Source organism: Paraburkholderia sp. CNPSo 3076 (genome assembly GCF_026343935.1).
Classification (GTDB): Bacteria; Pseudomonadota; Gammaproteobacteria; order Burkholderiales; family Burkholderiaceae; genus Paraburkholderia; species Paraburkholderia nodosa.
This window is the reverse complement of the sequence record NZ_JAPMAL010000012.1, coordinates 141,498-152,909: the sequence shown is the minus strand read 5'-3', so window position 1 is coordinate 152,909 and position 11,412 is coordinate 141,498. Positions and strand designations below refer to the sequence as shown.

Sequence of the window (11,412 nt, the reverse complement as noted above, 5' to 3'; positions counted from 1 at the left end):
AGTTTCCATGTCGCAAACCACGCCTATGCCTGCCACGCCAACCACGAAGATTCTGGCGATTGGCACTTTTCCGCCGGGCACGGACATGCAAGTTGTCCAACGCATTCTTCCGACCGAAGTGCGCGAGACGGCGCAGTTCTACCTCGAGGGCAAGATTGACCAGTGGTATTCACTGCAAGACCGGACTGGGGTGGTGTTCATCCTGAACGTGACGGACGTCAATCAAGCGCATGAAATGCTCGAGGCGCTGCCCTTGGGGAAAGCGCACTTGATGACATTCTCGCTCCTCCCAATAGGCCCGCTGAAGCCGTTGAGCAAGCTCTTGAATCCGCCTTCCCCCCAGTAGCAAGCGCTGGAGCGTGCCGGGCTGCAGCGCCGTTGGTTGATGAATAAACTCGTTGTCGGGATCGAACATGAAGCTTTATTACTCGCCGGGAGCATGCTCGCTTGCGTCGCATATCGTTGCACGCGAAGCGGATATCGCGATTGAACTCGAAAAGGTGGACATGGGGTCGAAGCGCACACAAGGCGGAATCGACTTTCTCACCATCAATCCAAAGGGAAACGCTGGCTTCATTAATTCTGATTTGCACACGAGTTACGCCCCGCTCTTCAATCCCGCGACGCCCGGCCTGATCCGCAGCGAAAAGCGGGAAGTGCTCTTCAAATCCTATCCTTTGGTGGAGCGATCCCTGACGCACCAGCCATGGTTGCTGGGAGCGCAGTTCTCGGTAGCCGACGCCTATCTTTTCACCGTGACAAACTGGGCAAGGCACGTTGGCATGGATTTATCGCGGCTGCCCGCGATCACCGCGTTTCAGCAACGTGCGGTGGGTCGCCCGCACGTCAGGGCAGCACTGCTGGCGGAAGGTTTGCTGCGGGACTGACCAGTACTAAGGAGTGAAGAGATGATTGAGTCAATCGAGCATCCAGAGATGTTCGCATCGCGAGCGGTCAGGAATCCACAGGGCCGCATGATGCCGATGGAGGACATTCCAGGCCAGCAGGTGCTTGCCGGTACGGTGCAGAACTCGTTATTACGAGAGTTGAACAGTCGGTTCTCTCGAAGTCGTTCTACGTCAGCGGGGAAATTCCGCGCGTGACAAGCTTCGAGCGCGGCATGCCCGGCCAGCACAGGCTTGGCCCTGATGGTGAATGGGAATTGGACGAAACGCTCGTGGATGAACGATATGTTGCCGTGCATATCGCTAACAAGGGTTTATTCGTGTTTACAGCCTGTTCACACGCAGGTCTCATCAACGTATTGACTCATGCGGGCAATCGCTTCCCCGACGTGCCGATCTACGGGGTGCTGGGCGGCTTCCATTTGTCAGGTGCAACGGAAAGCATGATTCCGGACACTGTCGAAGCGCTGGAACCGTTCAACCTTGCACTGATCGCCCCCGCGCATTGCACCGGCTGGCGGGCAATCGGCGCACTGGCGACACGGTCCAAGGATCGAGTCGTATCGTCGGCGGTGGGCAAGCGCTTCGTTCTTTGACTAACGATCTATTCGGCCTCTTCCTATCATGACTGGAAACGCCTTCTTCTCGACCAACCTGCTGCTTGCCTATGCAGCGTATTTCGTCGGCACCGCGAGTCCCGGGCCGAGCAACCTTGCAATCTTGTCCATCGCGGCCAGTCACGGCCGTAAAGCGGCGATGATGTTCGCACTCGGTGTCATCTCGGGATCGATGTTTTGGGCGACGGTGGCCACGCTAGGCGTGTCGGCTGCCCTGATCGCCTGGTCCCAGTTCATCATCGCAATCAAGATCTTTGGTGGTCTGTATCTCTTGTGGCTCGCCTTCAAATCCGGACGCAACGCGCTTTCGACAGCCGCCGCCTCCGTACTGCAGGTGGAGCGAGCACCGACATCGACGAGTATCTACCTCCGCGGCGCGATGCTCCATCTCACCAATCCAAAAGCGATCCTCGTGTGGGTTTCCATCGTCGCCCTGTCGTCGAACGGCACGGGATCTGCCCATAGTGCGGTAATCGCCGGCTGTGCGGCCATCGGATGCCTGGTGTTCGGCGGTTATGCCGTCCTCTTTTCGACGGATTCGGCTCGCAGGATGTACGTGCGGACCCGTCGCGCGCTGGAAGGATGCCTGGCCGTCGTATTCGGGATCGCCGGGATCAGACTCCTGGCGACGCGTGTCTAGCCTGGTTTCAGTATTCGCTTTCGTGTTGAGCTGACGTTCGTTCTTCAGGGCGCGCGCCAGCTACTCACGCAACGTTGCCACGGCAAGTCTGGCGACCAGCTCGTCGAATACGACACGAATTCGCCTCGATACCGGGCCGCGTTGGGGACGGTAAACGTATAGCTTCCAGGGCTCGGGATCGAAGCGGGGTAGAAGCCGGACGAGTTGACCTCGCTGAACGTAAGGCCGAATCAGATATTCGGTACATTGGCTGAAGCCAATTCCCGCGCACGCCGCTTCGACTTCCACAGAAGTGTCATTGGTTACGAATGCGGGCGCAGCAGGCTGGAAGTGACGTTCTCCGCGGAACATCCATGGCCACGGACGACCGCTTGCGGAGTCGATCAGGCACGTAACAGGCAGCGCTTCGAGGTCCTTCAGGTTCCGTGGTTCTCCTACTCTCTGGATCAATGCCGGTGAGGCGACTGTCCATACCGGTAGTGGACCGATAGCACGCGCGACAAACCGGTTGTCGCCAATTGCGCCCACGCGCACGCCTACGTCGATCTGCTCGTCCACGACGGCCGAGGGGGCGTCCGAGAGTCTGAGGTCGGCAATCAGACCGGGATGACGGGCCATCAATTCCATCAGGATCGGCTGCACGTAGTAGCGACCCAGGGCTGACGGCGCGGTAATGCGCACAACGCCCATTGCGTCGTCACTCATGCTTGCCTGGCCGAACAGACTGTCGACGCCCGTGAGCGCAGCCTGAGCATGGGCGGCGAACGACTGGCCGAACGTCGTGATCTGCACGCGTCGCGTATTCCGATGGAACAGGGTTTCTCTCAGTTGCTCCTCCAGCTCACGCACCGCGCGCGTGACCACTTGCGGCGAAACGCCAAGTCGCGCGGCGGCTTCGCGAAAGCTCGTACATGACGAGGCGGCCAGGAAGATCCTCAGGAGATCAAGGCGATTGAGCATGATTGTTCCTGCACTGAGAGTGATGAGCCATTGTGGTGGAAAATTCCCAAATGAGGAATTGTGAATGCGCGATTATTCCATTCATATTCGAGCGCCGGCTGTCCATACTTCGTTCCAGGCGTGAGGCAAGGTAGCCGTGAACAGCGCGCCAGACCCTGCGCAATATCCACTGGAACAAAGGACGACATCATGAACATGACCAATACACAACGGCAGCTCGAAGGCAAGATTGCGCTCGTGACCGGCGCAAGCTCAGGTATCGGCCGCGCTTCGGCTGTCGAACTCGCCCGCCGCGGCGTAAAGGTCGTCGTGGCGGCTCGCCGCAAGGACGAACTCGACCAGCTCGTGCAGCAAATTTCGGCCGAGGGTGGCGAAGCGTCGGCCTTCGTGGCGGACGTTTCGAAAGAAGCCGACATCAAGCACCTCGTCGACTGCACGGTGCAGACCTATGGGCGCCTTGACATCGCCTTCAACAATGCGGGAACCGAGGGCGTATTTGCACCGCTCATCGAACAGGACTCCGAAAGGTTCGACATGGTCTTCGAGCTGAACGTGCGCGGCGTGCTGAACTCGATGAAATACGAAGCGCGGGTCATGCTCGAGCAAGGCTCGGGCAGCATCATCAACAACGCCTCAATGGGCGGGCTGATCGGCTTCGGGAACGCGTCGGTGTATATCGCCAGCAAGCACGCGGTAGTCGGCATGACCAAAACGGCGTCGATCGAATGGTTCCGCAAAGGCGTCCGCGTGAACGCACTATGCCCGGGGTTGATCGAGACGCCGTTCCATCATCGCGGCATCTGGCCATCGGCCGAAGTGCAGCAGCAGTTCGCCGCCGGCACGCCGGCCGGCCGCTGGGGCTCGGCGCAGGAGATGGCGACGATCGTGGCGTTCCTCGCGTCCGACGACTCGAGCTACGTTTCGGGCCACGCTCTGGTCGCCGACGGCGGCTACTCGATCGCCTGACGCGTGCGTTTGCGAGGCTTCACCAGTCTTTCGACCGCGCCCTCGGTTACCTGCTTGAACAGCTCGACGTTCGCATACGCCCGCGCGGCGAGCATGGCGCCGTAGACCAGCGAGACGAGCGTGGCCGCTTCGGCGTGAACCGACGAATCCAGTTTGAGGAGATCGCCGTTCACGCCGGCTTCGAGCACCCGTTCAAGCCACGAAGTCAGGTGATCGAAGAACGTCTTCACCCCTTGAGCCACTTCGTCGGGCAGCGAAGGGAGCTCGGCGCCCAGCATGCCCGCGACACAGAACGGAGCCGTGTCGTCCGCAATGCAGCGCTCCCAATGGCCGATGTAGGCGCGCAGCTGTGCGATGGCGTCAGCGCCGCTCGCCTCCAGCGCCGCCACATCGGCGTCGAGCGCTTCCTGCCACTCGTTCAGCACGGCGACGACGAGATCTGTCTTGGCGGGGAAATGGTGGTGAATGCTGGCCTTGCGAATGTCGATCGCATCCGCGATGTCGGCATAACTAAACCCGTTGTAGCCGCGCCGCATGATGAGTTGCCGTCCCGCCGCAATGATCCTGTCGGCCGTCAGTTCTCCACTTACTGTCATTTTACCTACCATCTAGTCGGTTGAATTACCGATAGCTTACGCGGAGCGGGGACCAATTGCCACCCCAAGCCACTCCAACAATTTTCTTGCCTTTCTGCCATCCTACTAGTAGGATGGCTACATCGAACAGGCAATGCCCTGTCGAGTTCTCAAATCACTTCACTCCCCGGAGCATCAAAATGAAGATTTCCTCATACGTAACCCGCATCGCCGCCGCTGTTGCCCTTTCCGCCGCCGCGCTCGGCGCGCAGGCCGCCACGGCCGCGCCGGTCAGGAACATCGTGCTCGTGCACGGCTACTTCGCCGACGGCTCGGGCTGGCAGGCCGTGTCGAAGATCCTCACGCGCGACGGCTACAAGGTCTCCGTGGTGCAGGAGCCGGAAACGTCGTTCGACGACGACGTGAAGGCGACGACCCGTGTCGTCGATGCCCAGGACGGCCCGAGCATCCTCGTCGGCCATAGCTACGGCGGCGCGGTCGTGACCGAGGCCGGCAACGACGACAAGGTCGCAGGTCTCGTCTACGTGGCCGCGTTCCAGCCGGATACGGGAGAATCGCCGCTCGAACTGACGAAGAAGACGCCGCCGGCCACCCAGGCGATCAAGGCCACTGCCGACGGCCACCTGTATATCGACCCGGCGAATTTCCACGCGGATTTCGCCGCCGACCTGCCCGCCACCGAGGCCCGCTTCATGGCCATCTCGCAGGTGACGCCCGCCGCACAATCGTTCGGCGTTCCGATCGCGCACGCCGCCTGGAGAACGAAGCCGAGCTGGGCCGTCGTGGCGACGGCGGACCGCGCGATCAATCCCGATCTGGAACGCTTCATGACCCAGCGTGCGGGCAGCAAGACGGTCGAGATCAACTCGAGCCATGTGGTCTACATGTCGCATCCGGCGGAAGTGGCCAGGGTCATCGAGCAAGCCGCGGCGCAGTCCGGCAAAGAGTGATGCAGCGTGATTCGCCGCCTCCGGCCGCGCTCCCGGTCGAGGCGGCACAATTGCCGCGCCGAAACTTTTTTCGCCCCAATGTCACACGCGGCCCAGGCTGTCTCGTCATGTCATGGCAACCCAACCGAAAGGAGATGAAACCATGACTGCCAAGCTCGACCTGTTCGCCGCCGCCCCGACCGTGATGAAGTCCTGGATGGGCACTTCGCTCGCCGTGTCCGGGAGCCTCGAGCCGAGCCTCATTGCGCTGGTGGAGGTGCGCGCGTCGCAAATCAACGGCTGCGCGAATTGTCTTAACATGCATACCGCCCACGCACGCGAGGAAGGCGAGACCGAACAGCGTCTCTACCTGCTATCCGCGTGGAAAGATGCGCCGTGCTACACCGACCGCGAACGCGCGGCGCTCGGCTGGACCGAGGCCCTCACGCGCCTTTGCGAAGGTCATGCGCTGGAAGAGGCGCGCGCGGCGCTCGCCGGCCACTTTACCGAGGAGGAGCAGGTGAAGCTCACGCTGATGATCAATGTGATCAACGGCTGGAACCGCCTTGCGGTCGGCTTCGGCCTGTGGGTCGATCCGGCGGCGGCGAAGGCCATGGCCAAAAAGATGGTCGCCGCATGACGGACCCGGGCCTGAGGGACGCCGTAGCGAGTTTCGATCCGCTGCGGCGCAAGCTGATCCGCGTGGCGTACCGCATGCTCGGCTCGGTCGCCGACGCCGAGGACATCGTGCAGGATGCGTTCATCCGCTGGGCGGACGTGGAGCGCGACGAGGTGCGCGTGCCCGAGGCCTTCCTGCGCCGCATGGTGATGCGCATGTGTCTTGACCAGCTCAAGTCGGCGCGGCATCAGCGCGAAACGTATGTCGGTCCGTGGCTGCCCGACCCGGTCGTCGAAGAGGACGAGCAGGAGGACGTCACGCTGCCGCTCATGCTCGCGCTCGAGCGCCTTTCGCCGCTGGAGCGCGCGGCGTTCCTGCTGCACGACGTGTTCGGGCTCGAGTTCGACGAAGTCGCGGCCACGATCGGGCGCGAGAGCGCCGCATGCCGCCAGCTCGCGGCGCGCGCCCGCGCTCACGTGAGAGAAGCGCGCCCGCGTTTTCATGTGGAGAAAGCGCGCGGGCTCGAACTGGCGCAGGCGTTCTTCGCGGCGTCGCGCAGCGGCGACATGAGCGCGCTGGGCGCCATGCTCGCCGACGACGTGAGCCTGCATGCGGACGGCGGCGGCAAGCGCCCGGCGCTCGGCCACCCGGTGTTCGGCTTCGAGAGTGTGATGAAGCTGCACGCGCAGCTAGCCGACCTGTTTCGCAAGAATGGCTCGACGTTCGTGCGCGCGGGTTTCATCAACGGACTGCCCGGCTTTGTCACGCGCGAGGCCGATGGCGAGTTGCAGACCACCGCGCTCGAGATCGAAGGCGGCAAGGTCACGGCCATCTACGTGATGCGCAATCCGGACAAGCTGCGGCATCTGCACTGAGACGCGCGCTTTGCGGGCGCCGCCGCCGTGCACAAACGTTCCAGACTCGCCGCCGCGTCTCGCGGATCATGACTGCCTCGAAAAAGGAGGCAGCATGTTCGATACGAAAGTCGCGCTGGTCGTGCGGGAAAACCTCGCGGTCTGGCAGAAGCTCAATGTGACCGCGTTTCTCGCCACGGGCATTGCGGCGGCAGTGCCCGAAGCGCTTGGCGAGCCCTACGAAGACGCGCGCGGGCAACGTTACGGCAGGATGCTGGGCCAGCCGATGATGATCTATGGTGCGGACGTGGGGGGGCTGCAGGCGGCGCTGCGGCGCGGCGTGTCGCGCGAACTCACGATCGTGCCGTATGTGCACGCCATGTTTTCGACGGGCCACGACGCGGCGAACCGCGAGGTCTTTCGCGCCGAGGACCCGGAGAATCCCGATCTGGTGGGAATCGCGCTATACGGTCCGAAAAACGCGGTGGACAAGGCCGTGAAGGGGTTGGTGCTGCATCAGTAGACGCGCGCGCGTCTGCCTCACCCAGCCTTGCGCACCGGCGGAAAGCGCCGCTTGCTGTTGCCCATGGGAATGCGGCGGAAGCGCTCCTTCTTGTGCTCTTCCTCGAAGTGCGAGAGCGAGAGCTTGACGAGGTCGCTGCGCGAGACGATGCCCACGAGCTGCCGCGATTCGCGGTCGGCCACCACGGGCAGGCGTTCGAGCCCATGAATCGCGAGGCGCGTGGCAACCTGGCGGCAGGTCTCCGCGGGCAGCGCCATGTCGGGGGAACGTTGCGCGAGCAACGAGCCGAGCGGCGTGTCGAGTTCCTCGATCGCGGCGCTCGCGCGCACGGCGTCGAGCATCGCGCGATCCACCACGCCGAGCACGGCGCCGTCGCGCAGCACCGGGAAGGCGCGGCGCTGCTGCGTCGAACCGAAATAGCGGTCGAGGGCTTCGCGCACGGTGACGTTCGCGTCGATCGTATCGACGGTGCGGGTCATCACTTCATCAACGTAATGGCGTTCGAGCGGATCGACGCCGTACTCGCGATAGATGTGATAACCGCGGCGCGCGATCTTCTCGGTCATGATCGAGCGCTTCATGACGACCGTCGCGAAGCCGTGCGCGACCAGCGTGGCCGTGAGCAGCGGCAGCAGCGCATTGGTGTCGTGGGTGAGGCCGAATGCGAACACGATGGCCGTGAGCGGCGCGCCGAGCGTGGCGCCGAGCGTCGCCGCCATGCACACGAGCGGCCACAGCGCCGGGTCGGTGCCGGGCAGCACGTGGCTGAGCACCGAGCCGAGCCCCGCGCCGAGCATGAGCAGCGGCGCGAGCACGCCGCCGGAGGTGCCGGAGCCGAGCGCCACGACCCAGATCACGGCTTTCACCACCAGAATCGCAATGGCGACCTGAAGAATGATGTGCTGATGCAGCAGATCGCCAATCACGTCGTAGCCCACGCCGAGCGCGCGCGGCTCGATGAAGCCGCCGATGCCCACCACGAGCCCGCCGATGGCCGGCCACCACGACCAGTGCAGCGGCAGATGGCCGAACAGGTCCTCGACCTTGTAGAGCGCCGCCGACAGCCCCGACGCGAGCGCGCCCGCCAGCAGCCCGGCGATGATGCACGAAAACAGCGCCACCGCGTGCGGCGGCAGGGTCTGCATGGGGAAGAGCGGCGCCGTGCCGAAGAACACGGAGCGTGCGAAGCCGGCCACCGCGCACGCCAGCGCCACGGGCAGGAAGCTGCGCGGGCGCCATTCGAACAGCAGCAGTTCCACGGCGAGCAGCACGGCTGCGACCGGCGTGCCGAACACGGCGGTCATACCCGCGGCCGCGCCCGCCACGAGCAGCGTCTTGCGCTCTGCGGAGGTCACGCGCACGCACTGCGCGAGCAGCGAGCCGAGCGCGCCGCCCGTCATGATGATCGGACCTTCCGCGCCGAACGGGCCGCCGCTGCCGATCACGATGCCCGACGAAATCGGCTTGAGCACGGCCACCTTCGGCGACATCTTGCTCTTGCCAAACAGAATGGCTTCGATGGCTTCGGGAATGCCGTGGCCGCGAATTTTCTCGGAACCGAAGCGCGCCATCATCCCGACGATCAGCCCGCCGATCACAGGCACGACGATGACCCATGGTCCCAGCGTGTTGAGCGCCGGCGAGCGGTCGGCGAACGAGAACTGGCCGAAGAAGAACAGGTTCGTGAACCAGTGGATCAGGCTCAGCAGCACGAACGCCGCGAGCGTGGCCAGTGCGCCGATCACGGCGGCCAGCACGCTGATGCCGGGCAGGCGTGCGTTCGCCGAAAAGTCGCGCTTGTGGGAATCGTCGGAATGCATGGACTTTAAAGATCGATATGCGGAATGGTGAATGCGCCGTCGAGCGATCTCAACTCGGCGCGATGCAGTTCGGCCAGGCGCGCGAGCAGCTTTTCGCCGGCGGAGAGCAGATGCACTTCCACCTGGCGGCGGTCACGCTCGCTCACGCGGCGCTCGACGAGTTCGATCGCCTCGCAGCGCGAGACGAGCGCCACCACGCCGTGATGCTGCGCCTGCAAACGCTCGGCCAGCTCGCCGATGGTCGCCCACGTGCGGCCGGGGTAGCCCTTCACATGCAGCAGCAGCAGGTATTGCAGCGGCGTGATGCCCTCGGCCTGCGCGGCCTGCTCCGAAAAGCGCTCGAAGCGGCGCATCTGGTAGCGAAATTCGGACAGCTGTTCAAAGTCGACCTTGTCGAGGTCGCGCACGCTTTTTTTCATCGGGAGTCCCTGGAACGGTTTAGTCTCCAAATATATCACGATGTGACATTTCTTCCCGAAAACGCCCGCCACATCAGCATCGCGGCCAGGTGTATGGCCGCGAAGCCGGCCACAAGTCCGGCCGCTAACCGGCTCAGGCCGGCGCCTGCTGCGGCGTCTTCGCCTGGTGATAGAGCCCCGAGATCAAGTCGGCCTGCGTGATGATGCCCGCGAGCCTGCGTTCGTGATCGACCACCGGCACATGATGGTGCCCGCGGCCCGCAAAAATACGCACGAGTTCGACGATCGGCGTCGTGTTCGCGACGGTCAGCACATGCGTGGTCATCAGCGTGCCGACGTTCTGGCCGGACTCGGCGTGCGGCCGGAACAGGCGCGCGATCGCATAAAGCATGAGACGCAGCGGATGCCGTTCGCGTCCGTCGGCGGCGAGGTCGGCGCGCGTGACGATGCCCTTCACCTGATGATGCGCGTCCACCACGGGCAGCGCCTTCACGTCGTGGCGCTTGAGCAGCGAGCGCGCTTCGCCCACGGTCGTCGCGGGCGTGATGCTCACCACATTGGCCGACATGACATCGGCGCACGTCAGTTCGCCGAAGCTGCGCGCGTACGCGCGGATTTCGGCGTCCTGGAGCACGGCTTCGAGGTCGTCGGTGTCGATGTCGAGCATTTCGTCGCGCTCGCGCAGCACGGCTTCGAGGTCGGCGCGCGTGAAGCCGGCTTGCGCGGGGGCCGGACCTGCTACCCGCGGCCGCCGCGCGGCGTGCGGGTAGCGATGCCCCGTGGCGGCGTGATAGACGAGCGCGCCGCCGAGCAGCAGGAACGACTGGAGCGCGACGGGCACGAACACGAATTCATAGCTGAGCGCATGCACGGCCGGGCCGCCCAGCACCGCGGTCAGCGCGACCGCGCCCGAAGGCGGATGCACGCAGCGCAGCGTAAACATCGCGATGATCGCAACGGCAATGGCCACGGCGGCGGCCGGCACGGGGTCATGGATCCACATCGCGGCGGTCACGCCCACGGTGGCGGAAACGAGGTTGCCGGCGATGATCGACCAGGGCTGCGCGAGCGGGCTGGCGGGCACGCCGAACAGCAGTACGGCGGAGGCGCCCATGGGGGCGATCAGGTACGGGATGGCCGGATCGCCGCCAGGCAGCCGGTGCGTGAGCGCGCCCGTCAGAGCGATGCCGACCAGCGCGCCGCCGCCCGAGCGCAGGCGCTCGCGCCATGTGATGGTGACCCTGGAGGGGGTGAAGCGGGTGAGCCAGCGAAGGACCTTGAAGCGTGACACGATTCGGAACGGATTTGAAACGGATGGGGAGCGCAGACGGCTCGGCGCCGCCCAAAGACAAGAGATTATATCGCGATGTGATATATATCGCGACACTTAGTCGCGGCGGTGTTGCACCGAGGATGCGCGTCAGGCGGGATTTTTTGGGGACACAACCATAGCCGCGCAGCGGAGGGCGGCAGGTGAGGCAAGGGAGGAAGCGCCGCCGGCGGGGGCGGCAACGCCTTTGAGGCCGGCCAGCGAACGCTGACCGACGGTTTGAACTTCAGCCGG

The 11,412-nt window shown here is 64.0% G+C and carries 14 protein-coding genes; 9 read left to right on the top strand and 5 right to left on the bottom strand.

Features of this window, described 5'->3' with window-relative positions; translation table 11 throughout:
* Positions 1 to 7: 7 nt before the first annotated feature.
* From M3A49_RS15870 to M3A49_RS15855, 4 genes are all read left to right on the top strand, one after another.
* Entirely contained in the window at positions 8 to 346 is a 339-nt protein-coding gene (locus tag M3A49_RS15870; RefSeq protein WP_266229488.1) for a muconolactone Delta-isomerase family protein, read from the top strand.
* A gap of 67 nt (positions 347 to 413) precedes the next feature.
* Entirely contained in the window at positions 414 to 887 is a 474-nt protein-coding gene (locus M3A49_RS15865) for a glutathione binding-like protein (RefSeq protein ID WP_266229487.1), read from the top strand.
* Between the two features lie 212 nt (positions 888 to 1,099).
* Positions 1,100 to 1,501 (top strand): MBL fold metallo-hydrolase, encoded by a 402-nt coding sequence (locus tag M3A49_RS15860; protein ID WP_266229485.1) that lies wholly within the window; start codon positions 1,100 to 1,102, stop codon positions 1,499 to 1,501.
* 28 nt (positions 1,502 to 1,529) lie between these two features.
* Entirely contained in the window at positions 1,530 to 2,162 is a 633-nt protein-coding gene (locus tag M3A49_RS15855) for a LysE family translocator (protein ID WP_266229484.1), read from the top strand.
* A 60-nt stretch (positions 2,163 to 2,222) separates the two neighbouring features.
* Here the strand turns inward: M3A49_RS15855 and M3A49_RS15850 are convergent, their stop codons facing one another.
* Complete coding sequence (locus tag M3A49_RS15850) at positions 2,223 to 3,122, bottom strand: LysR family transcriptional regulator (protein WP_266229483.1); 900 nt, start codon at positions 3,120 to 3,122, stop codon at positions 2,223 to 2,225.
* Positions 3,123 to 3,311: 189 nt separating this feature from the next.
* On the opposite strand from M3A49_RS15850, the gene M3A49_RS15845 reads away from it, so the two are divergent.
* The gene (locus M3A49_RS15845) at positions 3,312 to 4,088 is read left to right on the top strand and encodes an SDR family NAD(P)-dependent oxidoreductase (protein WP_266229482.1); all 777 of its coding nucleotides are present in this window, start codon (positions 3,312 to 3,314) and stop codon (positions 4,086 to 4,088) included.
* Here M3A49_RS15845 and M3A49_RS15840 read toward each other — a convergent pair.
* Complete coding sequence (locus tag M3A49_RS15840; RefSeq protein WP_266229481.1) at positions 4,073 to 4,684, bottom strand: TetR/AcrR family transcriptional regulator; 612 nt, start codon at positions 4,682 to 4,684, stop codon at positions 4,073 to 4,075. The two genes, M3A49_RS15845 and M3A49_RS15840, sit on opposite strands and share 16 nt — an antisense overlap.
* A 179-nt stretch (positions 4,685 to 4,863) precedes the next feature.
* On the opposite strand from M3A49_RS15840, the gene M3A49_RS15835 reads away from it, so the two are divergent.
* From M3A49_RS15835 to M3A49_RS15820, 4 genes are all read left to right on the top strand, one after another.
* The gene (locus tag M3A49_RS15835; protein ID WP_254356270.1) at positions 4,864 to 5,634 is read left to right on the top strand and encodes an alpha/beta hydrolase; all 771 of its coding nucleotides are present in this window, start codon (positions 4,864 to 4,866) and stop codon (positions 5,632 to 5,634) included.
* A gap of 142 nt (positions 5,635 to 5,776) precedes the next feature.
* Positions 5,777 to 6,253 (top strand): carboxymuconolactone decarboxylase family protein, encoded by a 477-nt coding sequence (locus tag M3A49_RS15830; protein ID WP_266229479.1) that lies wholly within the window; start codon positions 5,777 to 5,779, stop codon positions 6,251 to 6,253.
* Positions 6,250 to 7,107, top strand: coding sequence for a sigma-70 family RNA polymerase sigma factor (locus M3A49_RS15825; RefSeq protein WP_266229477.1), 858 nt, complete (start codon positions 6,250 to 6,252; stop codon positions 7,105 to 7,107). Before M3A49_RS15830 ends, M3A49_RS15825 begins: the two co-directional genes overlap by 4 nt.
* A 94-nt stretch (positions 7,108 to 7,201) precedes the next feature.
* Positions 7,202 to 7,609: a DUF2000 domain-containing protein gene (locus tag M3A49_RS15820; protein WP_266229476.1), complete on the top strand. Its 408-nt coding sequence runs from the start codon at positions 7,202 to 7,204 to the stop codon at positions 7,607 to 7,609.
* A gap of 17 nt (positions 7,610 to 7,626) precedes the next feature.
* On the opposite strand, the gene M3A49_RS15815 is transcribed toward M3A49_RS15820, so the two are convergent.
* The 3 genes from M3A49_RS15815 to M3A49_RS15805 all read right to left on the bottom strand — a co-directional run bounded on the left by M3A49_RS15815 (position 7,627) and on the right by M3A49_RS15805 (position 11,139).
* A complete protein-coding gene (locus M3A49_RS15815) occupies positions 7,627 to 9,429 on the bottom strand; it encodes a chloride channel protein (RefSeq protein ID WP_266229475.1) in 1,803 nt (600 codons plus the stop codon).
* A 5-nt stretch (positions 9,430 to 9,434) separates the two neighbouring features.
* Positions 9,435 to 9,848 (bottom strand): MarR family winged helix-turn-helix transcriptional regulator, encoded by a 414-nt coding sequence (locus M3A49_RS15810; RefSeq protein ID WP_266229473.1) that lies wholly within the window; start codon positions 9,846 to 9,848, stop codon positions 9,435 to 9,437.
* A gap of 133 nt (positions 9,849 to 9,981) precedes the next feature.
* Positions 9,982 to 11,139, bottom strand: coding sequence for an HPP family protein (locus M3A49_RS15805; protein WP_266229472.1), 1,158 nt, complete (start codon positions 11,137 to 11,139; stop codon positions 9,982 to 9,984).
* Positions 11,140 to 11,412: the final 273 nt, after the last annotated feature.